The sequence below is a fragment of the Corallococcus exiguus genome (assembly GCF_009909105.1).
GTDB lineage: Bacteria > Myxococcota > Myxococcia > Myxococcales > Myxococcaceae > Corallococcus > Corallococcus exiguus.
Genome location: NZ_JAAAPK010000009.1, coordinates 362,405 through 385,726 on the forward strand (window position 1 = coordinate 362,405; position 23,322 = coordinate 385,726).

The 23,322-nt window shown below is 70.8% G+C and carries 22 protein-coding genes; 11 read left to right on the top strand and 11 right to left on the bottom strand.

Annotated elements, in window-relative coordinates; translation table 11 throughout:
* Positions 1 to 11: 11 nt before the first annotated feature.
* A complete protein-coding gene (locus GTZ93_RS30290; protein WP_139918670.1) occupies positions 12 to 947 on the bottom strand; it encodes an alkaline phosphatase family protein in 936 nt (311 codons plus the stop codon).
* A gap of 32 nt (positions 948 to 979) precedes the next feature.
* Here GTZ93_RS30290 and GTZ93_RS30295 point away from each other — a divergent pair, with 32 nt between their 5' ends.
* A complete protein-coding gene (locus tag GTZ93_RS30295; RefSeq protein WP_120574968.1) occupies positions 980 to 2,065 on the top strand; it encodes a DUF4388 domain-containing protein in 1,086 nt (361 codons plus the stop codon).
* A 39-nt stretch (positions 2,066 to 2,104) separates the two neighbouring features.
* Here GTZ93_RS30295 and GTZ93_RS30300 read toward each other — a convergent pair whose 3' ends face one another.
* The 6 genes from GTZ93_RS30300 to GTZ93_RS30325 all read right to left on the bottom strand — a co-directional run bounded on the left by GTZ93_RS30300 (position 2,105) and on the right by GTZ93_RS30325 (position 8,078).
* Positions 2,105 to 3,250, bottom strand: coding sequence for a GTP-binding protein (locus tag GTZ93_RS30300; RefSeq protein ID WP_161663155.1), 1,146 nt, complete (start codon positions 3,248 to 3,250; stop codon positions 2,105 to 2,107).
* Positions 3,247 to 4,410, bottom strand: coding sequence for an anhydro-N-acetylmuramic acid kinase (locus tag GTZ93_RS30305; protein ID WP_161663156.1), 1,164 nt, complete (start codon positions 4,408 to 4,410; stop codon positions 3,247 to 3,249). Before GTZ93_RS30305 ends, GTZ93_RS30300 begins: the two co-directional genes overlap by 4 nt.
* A gap of 119 nt (positions 4,411 to 4,529) precedes the next feature.
* Positions 4,530 to 5,462, bottom strand: a complete 933-nt coding sequence (gene murQ / locus GTZ93_RS30310) for an N-acetylmuramic acid 6-phosphate etherase (protein WP_139923240.1) — start codon at positions 5,460 to 5,462, stop codon at positions 4,530 to 4,532.
* Between the two features lie 23 nt (positions 5,463 to 5,485).
* Positions 5,486 to 5,677 (bottom strand): 50S ribosomal protein L28, encoded by a 192-nt coding sequence (gene rpmB, locus GTZ93_RS30315; RefSeq protein ID WP_014398134.1) that lies wholly within the window; start codon positions 5,675 to 5,677, stop codon positions 5,486 to 5,488.
* Between the two features lie 104 nt (positions 5,678 to 5,781).
* On the bottom strand, positions 5,782 to 7,302 hold the full coding sequence (locus GTZ93_RS30320) for an NAD(P)-binding protein (protein WP_139923238.1): 1,521 nt from the start codon (positions 7,300 to 7,302) through the stop codon (positions 5,782 to 5,784).
* Between the two features lie 86 nt (positions 7,303 to 7,388).
* The gene (locus tag GTZ93_RS30325; RefSeq protein ID WP_120581113.1) at positions 7,389 to 8,078 is read right to left on the bottom strand and encodes an HAD family hydrolase; all 690 of its coding nucleotides are present in this window, start codon (positions 8,076 to 8,078) and stop codon (positions 7,389 to 7,391) included.
* Between the two features lie 83 nt (positions 8,079 to 8,161).
* On the opposite strand from GTZ93_RS30325, the gene GTZ93_RS30330 reads away from it, so the two are divergent.
* The gene (locus GTZ93_RS30330) at positions 8,162 to 9,229 is read left to right on the top strand and encodes an enoyl-CoA hydratase/isomerase family protein (RefSeq protein WP_139923236.1); all 1,068 of its coding nucleotides are present in this window, start codon (positions 8,162 to 8,164) and stop codon (positions 9,227 to 9,229) included.
* Between the two features lie 2 nt (positions 9,230 to 9,231).
* On the opposite strand, the gene GTZ93_RS30335 is transcribed toward GTZ93_RS30330, so the two are convergent.
* Genes GTZ93_RS30335 through purM form a run of 3 tightly spaced genes read right to left on the bottom strand, consistent with a single transcriptional unit; the run spans position 9,232 to position 11,491 of the window.
* Positions 9,232 to 9,795 (bottom strand): DUF523 domain-containing protein, encoded by a 564-nt coding sequence (locus GTZ93_RS30335; protein WP_257979511.1) that lies wholly within the window; start codon positions 9,793 to 9,795, stop codon positions 9,232 to 9,234.
* A complete protein-coding gene (gene purN / locus GTZ93_RS30340; RefSeq protein ID WP_139923235.1) occupies positions 9,792 to 10,457 on the bottom strand; it encodes a phosphoribosylglycinamide formyltransferase in 666 nt (221 codons plus the stop codon). Before purN ends, GTZ93_RS30335 begins: the two co-directional genes overlap by 4 nt.
* Positions 10,454 to 11,491: a phosphoribosylformylglycinamidine cyclo-ligase gene (gene purM / locus GTZ93_RS30345; RefSeq protein ID WP_161663157.1), complete on the bottom strand. Its 1,038-nt coding sequence runs from the start codon at positions 11,489 to 11,491 to the stop codon at positions 10,454 to 10,456. The genes purN and purM overlap by 4 nt, the downstream gene beginning before the upstream one ends.
* Before the next feature lie 152 nt (positions 11,492 to 11,643).
* Between purM and GTZ93_RS30350 the strand changes: the two genes are divergently transcribed.
* The 9 genes from GTZ93_RS30350 to GTZ93_RS30390 all read left to right on the top strand — a co-directional run bounded on the left by GTZ93_RS30350 (position 11,644) and on the right by GTZ93_RS30390 (position 22,267).
* The gene (locus GTZ93_RS30350; protein WP_120549954.1) at positions 11,644 to 12,294 is read left to right on the top strand and encodes a Crp/Fnr family transcriptional regulator; all 651 of its coding nucleotides are present in this window, start codon (positions 11,644 to 11,646) and stop codon (positions 12,292 to 12,294) included.
* Position 12,295: 1 nt separating this feature from the next.
* Positions 12,296 to 13,051: an MBL fold metallo-hydrolase gene (locus GTZ93_RS30355; RefSeq protein ID WP_120580707.1), complete on the top strand. Its 756-nt coding sequence runs from the start codon at positions 12,296 to 12,298 to the stop codon at positions 13,049 to 13,051.
* Between the two features lie 72 nt (positions 13,052 to 13,123).
* Positions 13,124 to 13,975, top strand: coding sequence for an acetyl-CoA carboxylase, carboxyltransferase subunit beta (accD, locus tag GTZ93_RS30360; RefSeq protein WP_139921797.1), 852 nt, complete (start codon positions 13,124 to 13,126; stop codon positions 13,973 to 13,975).
* An 18-nt stretch (positions 13,976 to 13,993) separates the two neighbouring features.
* The gene (locus tag GTZ93_RS30365) at positions 13,994 to 15,307 is read left to right on the top strand and encodes a bifunctional folylpolyglutamate synthase/dihydrofolate synthase (protein WP_180946150.1); all 1,314 of its coding nucleotides are present in this window, start codon (positions 13,994 to 13,996) and stop codon (positions 15,305 to 15,307) included.
* A 9-nt stretch (positions 15,308 to 15,316) separates the two neighbouring features.
* Entirely contained in the window at positions 15,317 to 16,588 is a 1,272-nt protein-coding gene (locus GTZ93_RS30370; protein ID WP_139921799.1) for an alpha/beta fold hydrolase, read from the top strand.
* A gap of 98 nt (positions 16,589 to 16,686) precedes the next feature.
* A complete protein-coding gene (locus GTZ93_RS30375; RefSeq protein WP_180946151.1) occupies positions 16,687 to 18,174 on the top strand; it encodes an AMIN domain-containing protein in 1,488 nt (495 codons plus the stop codon).
* Between the two features lie 51 nt (positions 18,175 to 18,225).
* Complete coding sequence (locus tag GTZ93_RS30380; protein WP_139921802.1) at positions 18,226 to 20,934, top strand: LPS-assembly protein LptD; 2,709 nt, start codon at positions 18,226 to 18,228, stop codon at positions 20,932 to 20,934.
* A 67-nt stretch (positions 20,935 to 21,001) separates the two neighbouring features.
* Complete coding sequence (locus tag GTZ93_RS30385) at positions 21,002 to 21,352, top strand: helix-turn-helix domain-containing protein (RefSeq protein ID WP_014398120.1); 351 nt, start codon at positions 21,002 to 21,004, stop codon at positions 21,350 to 21,352.
* 153 nt (positions 21,353 to 21,505) lie between these two features.
* Complete coding sequence (locus GTZ93_RS30390; RefSeq protein WP_139921808.1) at positions 21,506 to 22,267, top strand: TetR/AcrR family transcriptional regulator; 762 nt, start codon at positions 21,506 to 21,508, stop codon at positions 22,265 to 22,267.
* Positions 22,268 to 22,286: 19 nt separating this feature from the next.
* Here the strand turns inward: GTZ93_RS30390 and GTZ93_RS30395 are convergent, their stop codons facing one another.
* Positions 22,287 to 23,147, bottom strand: a complete 861-nt coding sequence (locus GTZ93_RS30395) for a M23 family metallopeptidase (protein WP_233597435.1) — start codon at positions 23,145 to 23,147, stop codon at positions 22,287 to 22,289.
* Between the last annotated feature and the right edge of the window lie 175 nt (positions 23,148 to 23,322).

The window sequence follows — 23,322 nt, forward strand, 5'->3', positions numbered from 1 at the left end:
CCTGCGTCCCTCTAGTTGGCCCCGAGCCAGCGGATCACCGAGCGGCCCACGTCCGCGACGGTGGAGAACGACGCTACCTCCGGGGCGGAGGGGCCGAAGTAGAGCATGGGCACGGCGTGCACGGTGTGTCCTCGAACCGACAGGTCCTCCACGTTGCCGTGGTCACTGCACACCAACACGCGCGCGTCGTGCGGGCGGGTGGCCGCCACGGCGCGCAGGAAGGCGTCGAAGGTGTCGAGTGCCAGGCGGGCGGCCGTGAAGTCCTGGGCGTGGCCGGCCTCGTCGGCGAGGTAGTGCTCGAAGAAGGTGAAGTCCGCCTGTCCGGCGATGCGCCAGAAGAGGGCCGCGGCTTCTCCGGGCGTGCGGTGGGGCACGTCCAATCCGTATGCGCGCGCGGCGACGCCAGTGATGTCGTGGGTGAGGCCGTCGCCGGCCCGCGCGTCGTCCAGCGTGCGCAGCGGTTCGTCTCCCGCGGCGAAGGCGAGCTTGGCGGCGGAGGGGCGCACCTTGCGCGCGGCACGCTCCGACAGGGTGAACTCCGGCGGGGACGTGGACGGGCGCCGGGGAAGGCCGAGCGCGTCCAGGTACGGCGCGGGGTACGCGTTGGCGAAGGTGGCGGTGCGGCCCGCGGCCTTGAGGCGCCGCACGATGGAGCGCTCCGCGAGCAAATCCCGCAGGGCGGTGTTGGGGTAGCCCAGCACGTGGCCGCCCACGAGGACGGGGGCGGGGTCTCCGGTGAGGATGGCCGTCTGGTTGGAGGCGGACTGGGGCCGGCCGGGCACGCCGAAGGTGGGGTCCACCGGAAGGCCCACGCCCCCATGGGGCAGGAGGGGGGCGGGGGCGTCCTGGAACCAGGCCAGGAGGTGGTCGCGGTCCGCGAGCGGGTTCACGGCCGGGTCTTTCCGTCCGATGCCCACCCCGTCGATGAACAGGACCGCGACGCGCACGGCCTGGGACTGTATCCTCGAATCCGACACGCATGGCCATCCACGGCGACCTCTTCAGCTACCCGCTCCCCGAGTTCCTTCAATGGCTGGACAGCTCCCGCAAGACGGGGACGCTCCAGCTGTCGTGGGAGGCAGGCGAGCGCAAGTTGTTCCTCTTGTCCGGCCAGGTGGGCGCCACCGCGAGCGAAGGCCTGCGCGGCCGGGTGGCCCGCCTGCTGTCGCTGCCGAAGCTGGCGGCGGGCACGCGCGTGCTGGCGGCGTTCGACGAACTGGCGCGCACGCCGGACGTGGACGCGGCCTTCGACGCGCACGGTGTGCAGGCGCGGTGGGTGCGCGACCTGGGCCGCGAGGAGCTGTTCGCGGCGATGACGGACCTGACCATCGCGGGGCAGGGCACGTTCCACTGGACGGAGGACGCGGACCGCACCGGTGAGGACTGGGTGCCGTCCGACATGAGCATCCGCGAGCTGCTCTTCGAGTCCCTGCGCTGGGTGGACGAGCAGGGGGACGTGGACAAGGCGCTGCCCATCGACGCGCTGAGCGTGAAGGCGCTGTCTCCGCCCAGCCCCAGCCAGCCGCTGATGCACCGGATCATCCTGGCGCTGACGACGACGCCGCAGAACCTGGGGCGGCTGCGGCTGTCCATGGGCGTGTCGCGCTCGTCGGTGACGCGCCGGGTGCACGAGCTGCTGCGCGCGAAGCTGGTGGAGGTGGATGGCGCGCCACAGGTGGAAGCGGATCCGGTGGCGGAGATGCTGGAGAAGGGTGCGGTGCTGATGCGCGAGGGCCAGTACGACGCGGCCGGCATCGTGTGCGCGTCCCTGCTGGCCAGCGACCCCGCGGACCGGCGCGTGCGCGAGTTCGCGCGCCTGGTGCAGCGCGAGCACGTGGCCGCGCTCTACGCGGACCTGCCGCCGCTGGTGGTGCCGCAGCTCATCCAGGCCCCCCATGCGATGGTGATGCTCAAGCCGGAGGAGCGGCAGATCGCCGGGCTCGTCAGCGGGACGTGGGACGTGTCCACGCTGGTGCTGGCCAGCCCCGCGCGAGAGCTGGAGACGCTCAAGACGCTGGCGAAGCTGCACCGCATGGGGCTGTTGCAGCTCACGCTCCCGCGCTGAGCCTTTGGGGCACGGCCCGGGAGCCGTGCCCCATGCGAATCACCCGGCGGTCGGAAGCCCCACGGCGTTGAGTCGCACGAAGACCTGCATGAGGACGTAGAGCGCGAACGCCGCGTCATCCACGCGCAGCTGCGGCAGCGTTGACAGCCCCTGCAGGCGCAGCAGGTCCGAACCATCCACGTGCAGCAGGAAGGCCTGCTGGGCCAGGGAGCCTTCACCGGCGAACGCCATGGCGCGGCGGACGGCGTCGGTGCAGGCGGTGACGCAGGTAGTGTAGTCCCCGGCGGTGAAGGCCGCCTCCGCGGCCCGGGCGTGGTCGAAGAGGTCCCCCGGCGCCAGCGCGCTCGTGGGCCCCAGGAGCTTGCTGCCCGTGTTCGGCGCCACGGCCACGGCGGGCATGGCGGCGGGCTCCACGCGAGGCGGAGCGGGCGTCATCAGCGTGCGGGGCACGGGCGTGGCGGGGATGGTGGCGGCGGTGGGGCTGGCAGGGGCGGGCGGCGTCCCGGTCGGAGGCTGGCGGTTGTGCAGGTGCTGCGAGAGCTGCGCCTCCAGGCCCGCGGGGGGCGTGCCGGGCTGGGCGGGACGGGGCGGCGGGACGATGCGCTTGGCGCGCAGGTCCTTGATGACCAGCCGGGTGATGGTCTTGAGCGCGTCCATCACGCCGCGGCCGTTGGCGGCGGCCGTCTCGAAGTCGGGGACGCCGCGGGGGTTGAGCTCCCGGCGCAGGTCCTCCACGGAGAGGATGTTGTCCAGGTCCCGCTTGTTCCACTGCATCACCAGTGGGAAGCGGTCCAGGCGGATGCCGTTCTCCAGGAGGTTCTCCTCCAGGTTCGCCAGGGACTCGCGGTTGGCGTCCATCGCCTCCGCCTGCGAGTCCGCCACGAACACGACGCCGTCCGCGCCCTGGAGCACCAGCTTGCGGGTGGCGTTGTAGAAGACCTGTCCGGGCACGGTGTAGAGGGCCAGGCGCACGGAGCAGTCGCCCACGCGCTCCACCTTCACCGGTAGGAAGTCGAAGAACAGCGTCCGGTCGCCTTCGGTGGCGATGGACATCATCTCTCCGCGGTGGGCCGGGCGAACGGTCTCGTAGACCTTTCGCAGGGTCGTCGTCTTCCCCGACAGGCCGGGGCCGTAGAAGACGATCTTCGCGGCCACTTCGCGGGCCATCAGGTTCACGCTGCTCACGGTGTCAGCTTACCTAGAACGACTCGGCGCCCGGCGCCAGTTGCCGGGCGAACATTCGCGGGCGTCCCGGCCCGGTGCTCGGCCGCGAGCAGGGCGAAGAGGGCCGCTTCCTTCGCCTCTTCGGGGAAGCCCAGCACGTCCAGCCGCTCCAGCGGCACCGGGGCCAGCCGCGCCCGAAGATCCGCCATGAGCACAGGATTCCGCGTCCCGCCGCCGGAGACATACACGGCCTCCAGCCGGGGAAAGCGGGGCCGCACCCAGGTGTCGAAGGCGCGCGCGGTGGCCTCCACGGTGAAGGCCCGCGCGGTGGCCATCAAGTCGTGGGGCCGCTCCGGGGCCGCCGCCCAGAGCCGATCCACCAGCGGTTCGCCGAAGCCCTCGCGGCCCGCGCTGCGCGGAGGGGGCCGCGCGAGGAACGGATGCGCGAGCAGCTCTTCCAGGAGCGCGGGGATCACCTGTCCCTGGGAGGACAGGCTCCCGTCCCGGTCGCACGCGAGCCGTCCCTTCGTCACCCGGCGCGCCAGACCGTCCAGCACCATGTTCGCGGGCCCGGTGTCGAACGCGAGCGTGTCGTCCACGTGCTCGCCAACGACGCTGATGTTGGCGATGCCGCCCAGGTTGAGGAACGCGCGCGTGACCTCCGGCCGTTCGCGGTTCCGGAAGACGGCCCAGTCCAGGTAGGGCACGAGCGGAGCGCCCTGGCCGCCCACCGCCATGTCGCGGGTGCGGAAGTCGCTGACGACGGGCAGGCCGGTGCGCTCGGCGATGACGGCCGCTTCGCCAATCTGGAGCGTGGAGGCGATGGCGGACAGGTCCGAAGGAAGGTGGGCCATCGTCTGGCCGTGCGAGCCGACGACGTGGACGTCCTCGCGCTTCACGCCCGCGCGCGCGATGACGGCCAGCACGGCCTCGGCGAAGCGCTCCCCCAGTTCGAAGTTGAGGGAGCAGAGGCTCCGGGCGTCTTGAGGGCCCAGCACTCGCGCGACCAGGTCGGGCGTGAAGGGATGGGAGACATGCGCGAGCAGTTGGAGCTTCACGTCCGCGCCGGTGCCGTCCACCCTGCACAGCGCCGCGTCCGCCGCGTCCACGCTGGTGCCGGACAGCACGCCCACGCACAGCCGGGGTGGCAGGGAGGGGGAGGGTGGCGTGGCGGGGTGCATGCCCCAAGTCTAAAGGCCAGCTCCCACGGCCGCCGGACCCCGGCCCGCAGGGCACCTCGTGTGTCTGGGAATGACGCCCACCCTGTCGGATTCTGGAGGGACCGCGGGCCCTCGCCGCCTCAGCGCGTGGGGCGTCGCCGTGGCGCTCGTGCCGCCGCCGGGCGTTCGAGCCCTCGCAGGCCCGCGTCCTTCAAGCGGCGCCGGGCCTGGGCCGCCGGAAGCCCCGTGAAGTGCATGGCCAGCGCCAGCTTCACGTGGTCGCCCGCGGCCTGGAGCAACGCCTCCGCCCGCGCGGGGGGCAGGTCCGTCAGCTCCGCGACCATCCGCACCGCGCGGGCCCGCAGCTTCGTGTTCGTGGGGCGCACGTCCACCATGCGCCCCCGGTACACGTGGCCCAGCGACACGAAGGCCGCGGTGGTGATGGCATTGAGCACGAGCTTCGTCGCCGTGCCCGCCTTCAGCCGCGTGGAGCCCGCCACCACCTCCGGCCCCGTGCGCGCCAGCACCACCGTGTCCGCACGCATGGCCGGCCCCGGCGGGTTGCAGCACACCAGCACCGTGCGCGCCCCTCCCTCGCGGGCCTCGTCCAGCGCACCCCGGACATAGGGCGTGGAGGCCGACGCGGAGATGCCGCACACCACGTCCCGCGCCGTCGCCCGGAACGTCCGCACCGCCCGGGCCCCGGCGGCGACGTCATCCTCGGCGCCCTCCACGGCGCGCGTCAGGGCCCGCCGGCCGCCCGCGATGGCCGCCTGGACCCGCGTCGCCGGGACACCGAAGGTGGGGGGACATTCGCTCGCGTCGAGCACGCCGAGCCGGCCGCTGGTTCCCGCGCCCACGTAGAGCAGCCGGCCGCCAGCGTGTAACGCTTCCGCCACGGCCCGGGCCGCCGCCGCGATGGACGGCAATGCCTCACGGACCGCGTGGAGCGCGATCAGGTCTTCTTGATGCAACCGTCGGACGACCGCCTCGACAGGGAGGAGGTCCAGGTCATCCGTACGGGGATGGAGCCGTTCGGTGGGCGGAAGCGCGGACTTTCGAGCGCGCGTCATGCCCACCGGAAGGCTCCCGGACTTCAGGCGGCCTTGGTCACCTTGCCCGCCTTGATGCAGCGGGTGCAGGCCAGGACGCGCTCAATGGAGCCGCTCACGTTCGCCCGCACCTTCTGCAGGTTCGGCAGGGTCCGCTTCTTGGTCTTGTTGTTCGCGTGGCTGACGTTGTTACCCACCAGCGGACGCTTCCCACAGAGGTCGCACTTCCACGCCATGACTGCTAACTCCTTGAAAACTGGGGCGTTCGACAGCAGCCCATAAAAGAGCGGCGGACCCTACCAGAAACAGGCCGGAAATCCAGCCGGATCCGACCCGGGACCTATCCCTTGAGCGGATCCTTCTTCTTCAACATGTCCTGCACCAGCTTCGCGGCGCGGATGCCCGCGAGCAACTCGCCCTCCAGGCCCAGGCCGGGCAGCACCTCGCGGCCGGCCAGGATCACGTTCTTCGCGGGCGTGCGCTGCTTCAACCCCGTGACGCCCAGGAAGGCTTCCGTTTCGAAGCTGTAGAGCGGGTGGGGCATGAGCCGGCTGCCGCGCACTCCGCCGGCGTCCAGGTAGGGGACCGAGCGCAGCGCGCGGTGCTGCTTCGTGAACGGCATCAGCCGGTCCAGGTGCTCGTCGATGCGCTTCGCCAGCGCCTGGAGGTGCTCCTCTCCCTCTTCGCGCGCGGAGGCCGGGACGAAGGCGCCCGCGCACACCACGCGCACGCCCTCCACGTCCTTGTGCCCGGAGGCCGCGGCCATGCGCGCCGGGTGCTGCTGCACGAGCAGCGGGCCCAGCTCCGGGTCCTGCGTGTCCACGAGCACCAGCTCGCCCATGCCGCGCGGGAGCGCCGCCTCCGGCACCACCCAGTTCACGCTGAAGAGCAGCGACTTGATGTTGGACTGATCCAGATGCTCCAGCAGGCCGCGGTTATGCTTCTTGTCCGTCACCAGCCGGCGCAGCGCCCCGGAGTCCGTGGCCGTCACCAGGCACGACGCGCGGTAGAGCGTGTCCGAGCGCACCAGCTTCACGCCAGAGAACTTGCTGCCGTCGAACGCGAGCTCCTCGACGATGAAGCCCGCCGGGTTGTCGCGGCCCAGCACGTCGCCGCCCAGCTCCGTCAGCCGCCGGGTGAGCACGTCGCGCAGGGCGTCCATGCCGCCCGGGTACGTGGACGGCGCGGTGAGCACCTGGGACAGGGCCCGCGTCTGCGCCAGGGGCGCGCCGGGCTTCTCCAGGTGGACGAGGAAGGGCAGCAGGCCGCGCACCAGCGACAGCGCCGGATCCTCGCCCGCGAGCCGGGGCGTGGCGTCCAGGGCCGGGTGATCCTTGATCTGCCCCTTGAGCTTCCAGCCCTCGAAGAAGCCGTCGGGCGGCAGCTGGGGCCCGGCCTTGAAGAAGGCGTCGGTGGATTCGTGCTGCGCGGCGCTGCCCGCGAGCGCGCCCTGGATGCCCTCGCCGGCCTCGCCGAACTCGCGCGTCAGCTCCGTGCGGCGGCGGGCGGCGTCCCCGACCAGGTCCACCCGGTTCCGGGGCAGCACCAGCTGGAGCTCCGGCGCGTGGGGGCGCAGCGCGCGGCCGATGGCGGTGGAGAGGCCCAGCTCGTTGAGGGCCTCGTCCACGGCGGGCATGGCCTTGAGGGGCGGCGCGACGAAGGGGGCGTAGGGCAGCACGAAGCCGTCGTGCTCGTAGCCGGGCCCCATGCCGTCGTGCTCCACCAGCAACACGCGGTGGTTGCGCTTCGCCAGGAGCGCGGCGGCGAGCGCGCCTCCGACCTGGCTGCCCAGCACGATGACGTCGTACACGTGCCGGGACGGGCCCGAGGGGAGCTTGAGTTTGGCGGAGGACGTCGACATGGCCGCCGAACACTACACAACGTCACCGCGTCTGGCGCCCTTTTGGCGCCTTCCTGACACGTCCGGGGTGGGGCGTATGTGCCCCCTCAGGCCCTGGACCTGAAGAGGCGCGCGAGCAGCTCCGGGGGCAGCGTGTCGAAGTCCGGGGCGGTGTAGTGGGCCCCCGCGTTCTTCAGCGCCGCTGCGGTCGTGGTGGTGGTGATGCCCACGGTGACCATGCCGGCGGCGCGCGCGGACAGCACGCCGTTGATGGCGTCCTCGAAGGCGAGGCACGACTCGGGGGGCACCTGGAGGGCCTTCGCCGCCGCGAGGAAGATGTCCGGCGCGGGCTTGCCGCGCGTCACCTGTTCGGCGCCGACGACACAGGCGAAGAGCGGGCGCACGGAGAGCCCGTCCAGCACCAGCTCGCGGTTGCCGTGCGGCGCGGCGGTGGCCACGGCCAGGAGCAGGTTCGCGTCGCGCAGGCGGTGCAGGAAGCCTTCCGCGCCCCGGTGCAGCGCGAGGTAGGGCCGGTAGATGGCGCGGTAGTGGGACTCCTTCTCTTCCGCGAGCGCGTCCAGCTCCGCGACGGAGAGGGTGCGGCCCAACAGCTGCGGGAGGATCTCCTCGTTCTTCTTTCCCGCGAACTCGTTCTGGAAGCGTTCCGCGGTCAGGCCATCCAGACCGAGTTTCCGGGCGAGCGTCAGCCAGGCGCGGTTGTGGAAGTCCATGTTGTCGACGAGCGTGCCATCCATGTCGAAGACGGCGGCGAGCAGGGGGGCGGCTGCGGGAGTCATGTTCTCCCCAATACCGATTTCCTCCGCCATGTCACCCCTGAATCTCCCATGCGAGCCCCTTCCGGGCTGATATCCCCCACGCCATGAGCGAGGACGTGCTGCTGGAGACTCGGGGGGCCGTGGGTCTGGTCACCCTCAACCGACCGAAGGCGCTCAACGCGCTCTCCTTGGAGATGTGCCGCGCGCTGCATCCCCAACTGGACGCCTGGGCGGCGGATCCGTCCGTGAAGGCGGTGGTGATCAGCGGAGCAGGGGGCCGGGCCTTCTGTGCGGGAGGGGACGTGCGCGCGGTGGCCAGTTCGGTCGCACGGTCGGACATGTCGCTGTCGCGCGAGTTCTTCCGTGCGGAGTACGCGCTCAACCATCGGATCCACCACTTCCCGAAGCCGTTCATCGCGTGGGTGGACGGCATCTGCATGGGCGGTGGGTTGGGGCTGTCCGCGCACGGGGCCTTCCGCGTGGTGACGGAGAAGCTGGTGCTCGCGATGCCGGAGACGGCCATCGGCATCTTCCCGGACGTGGGCGGTGGCTGGTTCCTCCCGCGCTTCCCGGGCGAGGCGGGGACGTACCTGGGGCTCACCGGCGCGCGGTGTGACGCGGCGGATGCGCTGTGGCTGGGGTACGCGACGCATCAGGTGGAGTCCTCGCGGCTGGAGGACGTGGTGGGCGCGCTGGCGGCCGCGGACTGGAGCGGACCGGGGCGCGAGGTGGCGGCGCGAGTGCTGAAGGGCTTCCATCAGGACGCCGGTGTTGCGGGGCTCGCGTCGCGGGCAGAGGTCATCGACCGGTGCTTCCAGGGGAGCCGCGTGGAGGACATCCTCGCGGCGCTGGAGCGCGAGGGGACGGCGTGGGCGGAGGAGACGCGTGCGACGCTGCTGCGCATGTCGCCCACGAGCCTGCGGGTGACGCTGCGGCAGCTGCGCATCGGGCGTGGCCAGGACTACGACGCGACGGCGCGCATGGAGTACCGGTTGAGCCAGGCGCTGACGCAGCGGCCGGACTTCCAGGAGGGGATCCGCGCGGTGCTGGTGGACAAGGACCAGAAGCCGCGCTGGAGCCCGGCCACGCTCGCGGAGGTGACGGACTCAGAGGTGGAGGCGTGCTTCGCGCCTCGGCCGGGTGACGAGCTGGAGTTGCCCGCGCTGGGCTGAGGTTACAGGTCCTCGTCGCTTACGACGGTGCGCCCATCCGCGCGAAGCAGCGCGGTGGTGATGCCTTCACCCGGGCGCAGCACGCCTGTCTCGTAGACGCGCTGGCTGCCGCACGAGGGGCTCTTCTCCTTCAGGAGCGCCACCGTGACGTCGAACCGCCGGGCAGCCTCCAGGGCCTGCTGGGCGCCGTCCTGGAACGCGGCGGTGCGGTCCTCGCGCGTCTCCCGCGTGAGGGCCCGTGCACGGCCGGCCCAGACGTCCACGCCCGTGCCACCCGCGAGATCCACAGGCGGACGTGGAATGCCCATGCCCGCGGCGGCCTCAGGGCAGATGGGGATGACGGCCTTTCCTTCCAGCGCCGCGAGCACGCGCTCCGAACGCTGCGAGCGTCCGTCGTAGCGGCACGCCTCGCCCAGCAAGCACGCGCTGACCATCACCGTGGGGGCCGCACGCAGGGCCTCTCGTCGTGCATCGCGGGCCGACGCTTCGCCTTGATCCGAGGGGGCGTTCTCAGCCGGGTTCTGCACTTCGGGCGCGGCATGCGACGGCTCCACGGCCTTCGTCACGTCGGCGAACCCGGGCTGCGGAGCGCGGTGCTGTCTCCCGTCACCCGCGCGGCCACCTTCGTGCGCGTCCCATCCAGCGTCACCGCGCCCGTCACCGCCAGCCGCACGGCCAGCGGATACAGGCGGTGCTCCTCCGCGAGGATGCGCGCGCTCAGGCTCGCCTCGTCGTCCTCCGGCAGCACGGGCACTGCCGCCTGCGCGATGATGGGGCCCGTGTCCGTGCCCGCGTCCACGTAGTGCACCGTGCACCCGGCCACCTTCACGCCGCGCTCCAGCGCCTGCTTCTGCGCATGCAGCCCCGGGAACGCCGGCAGCAGGGAAGGGTGGATGTTGAGCACGCGCCCCGGGAAGTGCTTCAGGAAGTCCGCGCTCACCAGCCGCATGAAGCCCGCCAGGCACACCCATTCGACGCCCGCGTCGGCCATCACGCCGAGCAGCGCCGCCTCGAAGTCCACCTTCGACCCGAAGCCCTTGTGGTCCACCACCTCCGCGCGCACGCCCGCCTTCCGGGCGCGCTCCAGCGCGAACGCCGTGGGCACGTTGGACAGCACGCACGCCACCTCGGCCGGGTAGTCCGCCTGTCCGGCCGCGTCGAGCAGCGCCTGCAGGTTGCTCCCGCCGCCGCTGACGAGCACCCCCAGCCGCGCCCGCCGCGCGCTCATGGGTCGATGACCGCCGTGGCCTCGCCCTGGCCTGCTTCCACCCGGCCCACCTCGGTGGCCTCCACGCCCCGGGCGTGCAGCACCTCCAGCGCCTTCGCCACGTCCTCCTTCGCCACCACGACGATGAGGCCCAGGCCCATGTTGAACGTGCTGAACATCTCGTCGCGCGCCACGCCGCCCGTCTTCGCGATGAGGTCGAAGATGGCCGGCTTCTTCCACGTGGACTCGCTCAGCACCGCGCGCGTCCCGTCCGGCAGGCACCGGGGCAGGTTGCCCGGGATGCCGCTGCCGGTGATGTGCGCCATGCCCTTCACCTTCACGGCCTGGCACAGCGCGAGCGCGTCCTTCACATAGATGCGCGTGGGCTCCAGCAGCGCGTCACCCAGCGGCCGGTCCAGCCCCTGCGGCGTCATGTCCAGGGGCAGCTTCGCGTCGTCCAGCAGCACCTTGCGCGCCAGCGAGTAGCCGTTGCTGTGCAGCCCCGACGACGTGAGCCCGATGAGCGCGTCCCCCGGCTTCACCGTCTTGCCGTCGATGATGGCGGACCGCTCCACCACGCCCACGCAGAAGCCCGCGACGTCGTACTCGCCCCGCGCGTAGAAGCCCGGCATCTCCGCCGTCTCCCCGCCCAGGAGCGCGCACCCCGCCTGCTCGCACCCCAGCGCGATGCCCTTGACCACCTCCGCCGCGGCGTCCACCTCCAGCTTCCCCGTGGCGAAGTAATCCAGGAAGAAGAGCGGCTCCGCGCCACAGGTGAGGATGTCGTTCACCGACATGGCGACCAGGTCGATACCCACCGTGTCGTGGCGCCCCGCCAGGAAGGCCACCTTCAGCTTGGTGCCCACCCCGTCGGTGCCCGCCACCAGCACCGGCGCCTGGTACTTGCCGGGCGGCAGTGCGAACAGGCCGCCGAACCCACCCACCCCGCCCAGGACTTCAGGGCGCGTGGTGCGCGCGGCATGGGGCTTGATCTTCTCGACGAACGCGTCGCCGGCCTCGATGTCTACTCCGGACTGCTTGTAGGTCGTTCCCACGGGCCGGCCTTGTACCCCTCCCGGGGGCCCCTGTCTCGGGCCTCGGATGGGACGTGTCGGGTTTGCGGCGGCTCGCTGCCCTGGGGCGCCCGCACGATATCGGTCTGGGATATTTGACCGGTGGGGTGGGGGCTGATTGACTCGCGGGCCAGATGGGCGCCGAGGAAACCCTCTTTCAACGTTTTGGCAAGGAGTTCCCCAAGGGCACCGAGCTCTTCCGCGAGGGAGAGATCGGCAAGGAGATGTTCGTCATCCAGTCCGGGAAGATCGCCATCTCCAAGCGCGTACGCGACGTGGAGAAGGTGCTCGCGGTCCTGGGGCCGGGCGAATTCTTCGGGGAGATGGCCATCATCTCCAACAAGCCCCGGAACGCCTCCGCCGTGGTGCATGACGACGCGAAGCTGCTCGTCATCGATCCCAAGACCTTCGAGGCGATGATCCGCGGCAACGCGGAGATCGCCGTGCGGATGATCAAGAAGCTGGCCGAGCGCCTCTCCGAGGCGGACGCCCAGATTGAAAACCTGCTCCACGGCGACCCCGCCAGCCGCGTCGTCCATCAAATCCTCCAGGCCTGCCAGACGCGCGGCCGGCCGCTGGAGGAGGGCGTGGAGGTGGACTTCGCCGTCCGGGAGATGCCCCGGCAGATTGGCGTGGGCGAGCCCGCCGTGCGCAGCATGCTGGAGCGCCTGGAGCGCGCGGGCCTCATCGAGCGGAGCGGCGACAGGATCACCGTGTACGACACGGCCCGGCTGCATGACTTCCTCAACTACCTCGAGATGAAGTGGAAGTTCGGAGACCTCTAGCGTGAAGCTGCAAGTCCTCGGGTGCCACGGCGGCGAGCTTCCCACGTGCAGGAGCACCTGCTTCCTCGTGGACGACGTGCTCGCGCTCGACGCGGGCGCACTCACCGGCACGCTCTCGCTGGATCAGCTCTGCAAGGTGGACGACGTGCTCGTCGGCCACAGCCACTTCGACCACGTGAAGGACCTGCCGCTGCTCGCCGACCTGGTCATCGGCCGCAGGGACAAGCCCGTCACCATCCATGCCTCCCGCGAGTGCGCGAAAGCGCTGCGCGAGAACATGTTCAACAACTCGCTGTGGCCGGACTTCACGCGCATCCCCACGCGCAACAAGCCCGTCCTGGCCATCAAGACCTTCCGCGCCGGCAGCACCTTCCAGGTGGGCCCCTACACCGTGAAGAGCGTGCCGGTGAGCCACCCCGTGGAGTCGTGCGCCTTCATCATCAGCGACGGCAAGACGTCGCTGGCCATGAGCGGCGACACCGGCCCCACGGACAAGCTGTGGAAGGCGCTCAACGCCACGAAGAACCTGAAGGCGCTGCTGCTGGAAGCCAGCTTCCCCAACAGCCTCCAGGCCCTGGCGGACATCTCCGGCCACCTGACGCCCGCCACCGTGGGCTCGGAGCTGCGCAAGTTCGACCGCAACGGCGCCCAGGTGATGCTCTACCACCTGAAGCCCGCCTTCGTGACCCAGCTCAAGAAGGAGCTGGCCCCGCTGCCCGTGAACGTCCTGGAGCTGGGCGAGACCTTCCAGTTCTAGGGGCCGTCGTGCCGCGCCGCGCCGTACGGAGGTATTGACGGCCCGCGGCGGTCGGATTAACCCCCGGGCCTCATGGCCTGGTTCTCCAAGAAGCCCCGCATCGCCGTCGACGCAGAGAAAGCCGCCGAGCCCCAGCCCTCCCGCATGCAGGGACTCTGGGCCAAGTGCGAGCAGTGCGACGAGATCATCTACCGCCAGGAGCTCGAGAAGAACTGGATGGTGTGCATGCACTGCGAGCACCACCACGCCTGGACGGCTCGCGCGCGGCTGGCGGCCACGTTGGATCCGGACTCCTTCGAGGAGTTCGACAAGGAGCTGGAGCCCCAGGACCCGCTCGGCTTCACCGACTCCAAGAAGTACAAGGACCGGCTCAAGTCCACGCGCAAGAACCTGGAGGAGAACGACGCGTTCATCTCCGGCGTGGGCCGCATCGAGGGCCACCCCGTCTCCATTGGCAGCTTCGTCTTCGAGTTCATGGGCGGCTCCATGGGCTCCGTGGTGGGTGAGAAGGTCACGCGCGTGTTCGAGCGCGCCTTCGAGCTCAAGTGCCCCGCGGTGGTGTTCTCCGCGTCCGGCGGCGCGCGCATGCAGGAGGGCATCTTCTCCCTGATGCAGATGGCGAAGACGTCCGCGGCCATTGCCCGCTTCCGCACCAGCGGCAAGCCGTACGTCTCCGTGATGCTCAACCCCACCACGGGCGGCGTGGCCGCGTCCTTCTCCTGGCTGGGCGACATCATCCTCGCGGAGCCCAAGGCCCTCATCGGCTTCGCCGGCCCGCGCGTCATCGAGCAGACCATCCGCCAGAAGCTGCCGGAGGGCTTCCAGCGCTCGGAGTTCCTGTTGGATCACGGGATGATCGACGCCATCGTCCACCGCAAGGACCTGCGCGGGAAGCTGGGGCAGATCCTCGGCATGCTGGGGTAGGGCAGCGGGCTTCCACCCATGGACGCGCCCCGCACCCCCGAAGAGGCCCTGCGCTTCTTCCAGGCGCTCAACCCCTCCGGCATCAAGCTGGGGCTGGAGCGGGTGAGGGACGCGCTCGCCGCGCTGGATCACCCGGAGCGGGACTACCCGGCGCTGCACGTCGCCGGCACCAACGGCAAGGGCAGCACCTGCGCCTTCGTGGCGCGCGCGCTGGAGGCCGCCGGCCATCGCGTGGGGCTCTACACGTCCCCGCACCTGGTGCGCGTCAACGAGCGGATCCGCGTCTCCGGTGAGGACATCCCGGACGAGGTCTTCGGGCAGCGCATCCTGGAGGTCCTGGAGCGCTACCCCTCCGCGCTGTCGGATCCGATGACGTACTTCGAGTTCGGCACCGTGGTCGCGCTCTGGCACTTCTCCCGCGAGCGCGTGGACGTGGCCGTGCTGGAGACGGGCCTGGGCGGCCGGCTGGACGCCACCACCGCCGCGAACCCCGTCGTCACGTGCGTCACCCCCGTGTCCTTCGACCACATGGAGTACCTGGGGAACACGCTCCGAGAGATTGCAGGGGAGAAGGCCGGCATCTTCAAGGCGGGTGTCCCGGTGGTCCTGTCCCGGCAGGAGCCGGAGGCCCTGGACGCGCTCCTGCGCCGCGCGGAGCAGCTCGCCGTGCCCGTCCAGGTGGAGGGCCGCGACTTCGGCATCGTCCCAGGGGTCGATGGAACACTGTCGTATCGGGGACATGGTTGGTCGCTCGACGGCCTCATGCTCGCGCTGCGCGGTCCGTATCAGCACCAGAACGCGGCGGTGGCCCTGTCCTGCCTGGAGTCCCTCCATGCCCGGGGCGTGGCGGTGACGCCGGAGGCCGCGCGCGAGGGTCTGGCCACGGCGCGATGGCCGGGGCGGCTGGAGGAGGTGTCCCAGGACCCGACGGTGGTGGTGGACGGGGCCCACAACCCGGCGGGCGTGGCGGTGCTGCTGGAGGCCCTGCGCGCCCTCTACTCCGGGCGGCCGTTGCACCTCGTCTTCGGGGTGGTGGCGGACAAGGACCGGGGGCCGATGATGCGAGCCCTGTTTCCGCTGGCGGCCTCCGTGCACCTCACGCCGCTGGAGACGCCGCGCTCGCTTGCCCCGGAGCGATACATCGCTGAAGCACGGATTTTGTGTTCACGGGTCGCCGCGCACTCCTCCCTGGAGGAGGCCCTTGCCGGAGCGAGGGCTGATGCAGTGGGTCGCCCGGACGGCGTGGTCCTCGCTACAGGCTCACTGTTCCTGGTAGGCGCCGTGAAGCGATGGGTTGACCGAAGCCTTGGCGCGATGCGGTATCAGCAGTAACTTTGCGACATGCGCCTGCCGGACTGGAGATCAGCGCTTCCGGGACCCCCGATGCCCACCGTCGATGAGGTCGACTTCCGGGCGCTGTACTCCAAGACCAACTACGTGGTGGAGACGGCGGACGGCTGGTCGCTCGTCATCACGCGCTACCGGCCGGTGAAACAGGCCTTCGCGCAGCCGCTGTTCGGTGAGCCGCTGCTGCTGGTGCACGGCTTCTCCCAGAACCGGCACACGTGGACGAGCGGCCAGTTCGTCAAGAACCTGCTCTTCTTCGGCGTGGACATCCACATCCTGGAGCTGCGCGGGCACGGCAAGAGCTCCATCGCCTTCCAGAAGGAGCGCGCCGAGCGCTTCAAGCGCCCGCTGCCGCAGGACCTGGACTACGGCTGGGACCTGGACAGCTACTTCCTCTACGACCTGCCGGCGGCCGTGTCCGGCGTCAAACGCATCACCCGCCGCGAGCGCGTCTTCTACTGCGGCCACTCCATGGGCGGCATGCTGGGCTACGGCTACGCCGGCATCCACGACGACTTCGAGGGGCTCATCACCATCGGGTCGCCCGCGGACCTGGGGCGCGGCTTCATGCTGCTGCGCGCGCTGGCGCACGGCTCACCGCTCGTCGCGAGCGCCGTGGACCTGACGCTGGGCGGACTGAACCTGAACCGCCGCGCGGCCTCGCTGGGCCGCTCGCTGCTGGCGAAGGGGGCGGGCGCCTTCAGCCCCGTGCTCCAGAAGCGCCTGGAGCCGGATGCGCCCAAGTCACTCGTGTTCAACGCGGTGCCGGTGGACGTGGTGCTCAAGTGGGTGGAGCGCCAGTTGTCGCACGCGGACGAGTCCGCGCTGTATCAGCGCTTCACGCGCAAGCTGAACCGGCTCATCAACACCGAACGCGTCAGCCGGGACGACATCCGGTGGCTGCTGCGCGAGGGCGGTGAGCGCGAGCCCCGCAAGGTGATTGAACAGTTCGCCCGGTGGATCCGCCGGGGCGAGATGGTCTGCTACCGCACGGACTACGACTTCAAGCGCGGCTTCGGGAAGATTGAAATCCCCATGGCCATCATCTTCGGGGACCTGGATCCGCTGGCGTCCGTGGAATCCACGCGCAGCGTCTACCGCGCCGCGAAGAGCGAGTACCTGCTGTGGCGGCCGGTGAAGGGCAACAGCCACGTCGAGCTCACCATGGGGCACGACATCCGGCAGATCTGCTACGACATCAAGAACCTCATCGAGTACACCCGCACGCACCGCACCCGCTCGCCGGCCCTGCCGCGCTTGCGTTGAAGCGCGGACGTTCCGGCCAGACTGAAAAGTTGGTGCCTCCCGGGTGCGTGATAATTTCGCGCGCGTCTGTCTTCTGACGCATGTCACGGGAGTCGTCGATGAGGGGCTTGGCGGTGTCTCTGCTGGGATTGTGGCTCGTGCCGCTGGTGGCGCTGGCGCAGCAGCCGGCGGATTACAACACCATCACCTCCGTCAACGTCAGCGGCGGGACGGTGGAGATCTCCGGCAGCAAGAAGCCGGACTTCAACAGCTTCACCATGACGGACCCTCCGCGGCTCGTCATCGACGTGTCCGGCGCCGTCTTCAAGGACGTGCCCGAGGAGCTGCCGGTCGGCAATGGCACCGTGACGGGCATCCGCACGCAGGCCTATGGCACGGAGTCCTCGTCCATCGCGCGCATCCTCATCGGCTATGAGCGCGAGGTGGAGACGGACATCCAGACCTCCGGCAACAAGCTGGTGGTGAAGGTCCTGGGCAGCGGGGGCGGCGCGGTCGTCGCGCAGGTAACCCCCTCGGAAGGGCAGGGCACCTCCGCGCAGGGAGCCACCGCGGCCAACACCCAGGCCGGCTCCAACGCGCAGGACGCGGCCCGCGCCGCCGCGTCGGACCGGGAGGCGCAGGAGAAGGCCGTGAAGGCCGCCGCCGACGCCGCCCGGGCGGAGCGCGAGGCCCAGGAGAAGGCCGCCGCCGAGGCCACCGCCCGCGCCAAGGCGGATGCGGACGCGGAGAAGAAGCGCCAGGAGGAGGCCCAGGCCGCCGCGAAGCGCCAGGACGAGGAGCGCCGCGCGTCGGAGCAGGCCGCCGCCGCGGAGAAGAAGCGCCAGGACGAGGAGGCCCAGGCCGCCACGAAGCGCGCCGAGGATGAACGCCGCGCCACCGCGCAGGCCGCCGCCGACCAGAAGCGCCAGCAGGAAGCGGACGCGAAGACCGCCGCCGAAGAGAAGCGCGCCGCCGCGCAGGCCGCCGCCGAGGAGCGCCAGGCCGCCGCGAAGACGGCCGCGGAGCAGAAGCGCGCCGCCGCGCAGACCGCCGCCGAGGCGAAGCGCCTGAAGGATGAGGAGCGCCAGGCCGCCGCGCAGGCCCGCCGCGAGGAGCAGCAGTCGGCCCGCGAGGCCGCAGCCGACCAGAGGCGCCAGCGTGCGGCGGAGGCCCGTGAGCGCCGCGAGCAGGCCGTGGCGGCCCGTGAGTCGCGCGCCCGCCCCAGCCAGGGCAGCGCCGCGGCCGAGTCGCGCGAGAGCGGCGGGGGCGCGGTGTCGTCGCGCCGCAAGACGATGACGCAGATTGGCTTCCAGCAGCAGCCGGACAGCTCGCGCGTCTTCGTGCGCACCAACGAGCCGGTGCGCTACACGGTGGGCACCTCCGGCAACCAGGTGGTCCTGGAGCTGGAAAACACGCGCGTGGTGGAGTCCAACAACACGCTCCCCCTGGACACGCACTTCTTCCCGTCGGCCGTGTCGCGGGTGGAGGCGTTCTCCGGCGCGGGCCAGACGGTGCGCGTCGTCATCCAGCTGAAGCAGGGGGTTCGCTATGAGACACGCCAGGAAGGCGGCCTCATCACCCTCGACTTCCCGCGCCCGGGCCGGTAGGACGGGGCGGGCGCCGTTGCCGGCACGGCGCCCACCGCCCACGCCTCCCGCATGACCTTCCTTGCCCCGGTCGTCCTGACGCTCTGGGTGTCGGCCCAGATTCCGCTGGCCACGCAGGTGGAGCTTCCCACCGGCGAGGTCGTGGAGCTCGCGGCCGACTACGTCGTCTTCGAGAACGACGTCCTCACCGCCCGGGGCCACTGCGAGCTGCGCAGCGGCCCCAACGTGCTTCGCGCGGATGAGGTGACGTACAGCGAGGCCACGCAGGTGGCCACCGCCACCGGCAACGTGATGTTCGTCAGCGGCTTGATGGCCGCCATCGCGGACGACGTGCGCGTGGACCTGCGCTCCAACGAGGCCAACGTGAAGGGCGGCCTCTTCATGCAGAAGAAGGGCGTCACCCCCGAAGCGCTCCAGGCCGCCAAGACGCCGGACGAATTGCGCAAGCTGGGGGAGACGCCCGTCCTGATGAGCGGCACGCGCATCCGCCGCACCGGGGAGACGGCCTTCTCCGTGGACGGCCTGGCCTTCACCCCGTGTCAGTGCGGCCCGGGCGAGCCGGGCTGGCGGGTGGAGGCGAAGGAGGCCAACGTGAAGATGGGCGAGCGCGCCATCCTCACCTGGCCCGTGGTGTACGTGCGCTCGGTGCCGGTGTTCGCGCTGCCGTGGCTGTACCTGCCCCTGGCGGAACGCCGCTCCGGCCTGCTCATCCCCCGTCCGTCCAACTCAGGCCTCAACGGCTTCGGGCTGGACGTCCCCGTCTTCGTCACGCTGGGGGAGAGCTACGACCTGACGTTCACGCCGGGCATCTACACGGGCGGCGGGGACATCTCGAACCCCCGGTTCGTCGAGGTGGACGAGGACGGCAACTCGACGCCCATCCGCGAGCTCCGCCCCACTGGCGTGAAGGGCCCCCGGCTGCTGACCGAGTTCCGCTACGTCCCCAGCGACCGCACGCGAGGCCGGGCCACGCTGGGCTTCCTCTACGACCTGCGGCCCCGGCTGGATCCCACCACCTCCGACTTCCTGCGCGTCGTGGACCGGACCAACCCGAAGGAGCCCTTCTACACGTCGCAGATCATCGACGAGAAGCGCGGCCTGCGGGGCGAGGCGTCCTGGCAGCACACGCAGGACCTGGGCGACGGCTGGCACGACCGCGTGGACGCGTACTTCGTGTCGGATGGCTTCTACACGCGCGACCTCACCGCCGACCTGCTGGTGCAGAACACCAACTACCTGCGCAGCACCGCCGTCGTGTACCAGCGCCGCGACGAACGCTACCTGGGGCTGGACGTGTCGCTGCGCCAGGACCTGCGCTACGCCTACCGCTTCTTCCAGCCGAACCCCGTCCCCGCGGTGGCTTCGCTGAGTGGCGACGCCTTCAACCCCCACGGCCCCACGACGTTCCAGCGCCTGCCGGGCATCACCCTGGCCCTGCCCCAGCGGCCCCTCTTCGGCGGACGGGTGATGGGCGGAATGCAGGTGGAGTACAGCCGGCTGGCGCCCCTGCGCAGCGGCGGTTTCGCGGACGACGGCTCCGACGGGCTCTTCTCGCTCGCCGGCACCTGGCGCCCCGAGGGCACGCCGCTGGACATCAACACCTTCACCCTGCCCAAGGACGAACTGGAGGGCAACGGCCGCCTGGACCCCACCGAGCGCGAGGGCCGCGACCGCGTGTCGTTGGCCCCGCGCCTGTCCACGTCCTACGGGCTGGGCAACTGGGGCCGGCTGACGCCTTCCGTGGCGCTGCGCCAGGACGTGTCCGTGGGCGAGGTCTCCGGCCGCACCGCCGCGCGCGGCTACGCGCTGGCGGACCTGATGCTGGACTCGCAGCTGGCGCGCACCTTCGCGGACCGGGACACGCTCTACCGCCACACGATGTCCCCGTCGGTGAACCTGCGCTACGTGCCCGGCGGCTGGGGCCACGGGCTCACCGCCCTCAACGGCAGCGGCACCGGCACCGTGCCGCTCATCTACGACGAGTGGGACTCCGCGGTGCCACTCCAGTCCAACGGCAGCGTGCGCAGCTTCCTCCACGCCGTGGTCGCCGTGGATCAGTCGTTGCGCGTTCGCAAGGGACCCACCACGCGGGAGCCGCTTCGCCTGCGCATCGGCCAGGGGTTCGACCTGTCGCGCATCGCGCCCGTCGCGGGCCGGGACATCGTGCAGGGCAGCGTGGTGCGCGACACCTTCGCGCGGCTGTCCGCCAGCGCTGGCGTGCTCACCGCGGGCGGGCTCGTGCGCATGGACCCGACGACGCTCGACATCACCCAGCTGTCCGCTGACTTCACCATCGACAACGGCAAGGGCAACGCCCTTTACGCGCGGTACGACGACCTGCTGGCCGTGAAACAATTGTCAATTGATCGTGGGTTGGATCCTTTGGCACAAGGACCCGATTTCGTGCGCCGGGGCGTGGACATGCTGGTGGGAGACGCACCTCGTCCCCTGCCGTCCCACAACGATCAAGTCGACCCCTCTCCGACCGAACGGGCACAGGCCCTCACTGTTGGTACGCGAATCAAGCTCGGATTCGGGCTCGGGTTGCGATACGAAGCACTTGTGCAGCCGCTTTATAAGGATCTGATTACCCAGGAAAGTCAGCCCCTTGCGCAGCAGACCTTTGGCGTGTCGTATGGACCCGCCTGTGACTGCTGGCGTATCGAAGGGGTTGTGATCCTGCGGCGCAACCAGACGCCGGAATTCGCCGGCGTGAATCTGAGTGTGGCCGGATTCGGATCCTTCGGGTCGGGAGGTTAGGAATCACCCGCCGTACGCGAGCGTTGCACACACCTCGGAAACATCCCCCCTAGAGGAGAAGTACTTCGTGTCGGATCTCGGAAAAAGAATTGGCCAGCGCATTCGCGAGCTTCGCACGCAGCGCCCGGAGCGATGGACGCAGGAAGAGCTCGCGGAGCGAGCGCAGATCAGTGTGTCCTTCCTGTCGATGATCGAACGCGGCGAGCGCGTGCCCCACGTGGAAACCCTGGCGGCCCTTTCCAATGCCCTCAGCGTCAGTCTCGGTGAGCTCTTCACGGGCACCGAGCAGACGCCTGCCCAGACGGAGGACCTGCTGCGTCCCCTTTCGGATTTCGCCCGTGCACGCGGCCTCAACGCGCGCGACGTGGACCGCCTGCTCGGCGTGGCCCGCGTGATGTTCAACGGCTCGGCGGCCTGAATCCCCTCCCGGGGAGGGCTCTTCCCCATGCGTCTCCCTTCCGCCCGCCTCCCCCCCGGCGAGGCGGAGGGCCCCACGTAAGGATTGACCCCGGGGCCCCGCGTCCATAGCGTGGCTGGCTGATTCTTGAATCAACCAGTCATGGGAGGACGCGTGGGCCAGCAGAAGACGGCGCCGGAGAACGGGACGCGGGAGAGCGAGCGTCGCCGCACCATCCTGCGGGCCGCCATCGACGTGTTCGCTCGCAAGGGCTACCACGGCTGCCGTATCGCGGATGTCGCCAAGGAGGCGGGCGTCGCGTACGGGCTCGTCTACCACTACTTCAAGAACAAGGATGAGCTGCTGGAGACCGTCTTCGAGACGGGCTGGAGCGGCTTCATTGCGCGTGCGCGCGCCGTCGCGGAGAGCGAGGGGCCGCTGGTGGAGAAGGTCCGCCGCATCGCGGACGTGGCCTTCGATGCCTACCGCGTGGACCCCCGCGCGGTGAAGGTGCTCATCCTGGAGATTGCCCGTTCACCGGCCGGAGCCCGCATCAACCGGCAGACGGCCTTCGTGGACGTCATCCGCCTGAGCGCGCAGATGTTCACCCGCGCGAAGGAATCAGGGGAGCTGCGCCCGGACGTGGATCCGCTGCTCGCGTCCGCGCTGCTCTTCGGCTCCATTGAAATGGGGCTCACGGCCTTCGTCGTGGGGCTGGCGGACGCGCGCGACACGGCGATGCTCGAGCGCGCGAAGGCGCAGATCGCCGACTCGTTCCTCCACGGCGTGCTGCTGAGCAGCGCGTCCTCCAAGTCGGAGCCCGCGAAGCACGAGCCCGCGAAGCACGAGCTTCCGCAGGGTGAGGAGCCCCAGGACGCGGCCCCGCCGAAGCGGGAGAAGGCCGCGACCAAATCCCGGACGCCCAAGCGCGGCTGAGAAGAGGCCGCGCGGCGCGCTACGGGTTGCTCAATCCGGGTGCGTTGGTGGCCACGCCCGGCGCTTCCGGGGCGCCGGTGAAGTCCAGCTTGAGCAGCGTCTGGCCATCCACCCAGCGGTCATCGGCCTTCACGCCCCAGTGGAGGTGTGGACCGGTGACGCGGCCGGTGCTGCCCACCAGGCCCAGCGGGTCGCCCTGCTTCACCTGCGCGCCGTCCTTCACGTCGATGCGCGACAGGTGGAAGTACGCCGTGTAGAGCCCCGCGCCGTGGTGCACGAGCACGGTGTTGCCGGACGCGTAGTTCTCACGCGTCATCACCACCGTGCCGTCGTTGGCGGCGACCACCGGCGAGCCCGTGGCGCCGTCCAGGTCCACGCCGAAGTGCTGCGTCTGCAGCTTGCCGTTGAACGAGCGGCGGTCGCCGAAGGGCGCCGTCACCGTGGCCTCGCGCGGCCAAGCGAAGTTCTGGCCGAACAGCGGCGTGTGGAAGGGCTGCGCGAACGCCGCGGCGAACGCCTTGCGGTCCGCCTCCATGCGCGCCTTCACCGCCTTGGGCGGCTTCACGTACTTGTTGGCCACGCGCAGCTCGCGCTCGCGGAAGCCCGGCGCGCCAACTTTGAGCACGCCGGACAGCAGCACCGGCAGGCCGCGCCCGGGGGCCGTGACGTCCACCGCCACGGTGCCTTCCGTCTGCTCCACCGGCAGGCTGGAGAGGGCCGCGTAGCCGTTGTTCCACGCGAAGAAGCGCAGGGGCCGGCCCGCGATGGAGCCCGTGGGCAGCGAGGACGCGCCGCTCACCATCACCAGCACCGGGTCGCCCGGCTTGGGGTTGGAGGGCTGGAGCGACAGGCGCGGCCCGTCCAGGGGCGCCACCTTCATCGGTGCCAGCTCGCCCTGGAGCACGGCGCCCGTCGTGGGCGCGCCCGGGGCGCGGAGGCCCGACGCGGTGGGCGTGGCCGAGGAGCCCGGCACGCTGCCCGTCACCACTGCGTTGGAGGCGGTGGGCGTGGCCGCGGCGAGCACCGGAGACCCGGAGGCGAGCAGGGAGAGGACG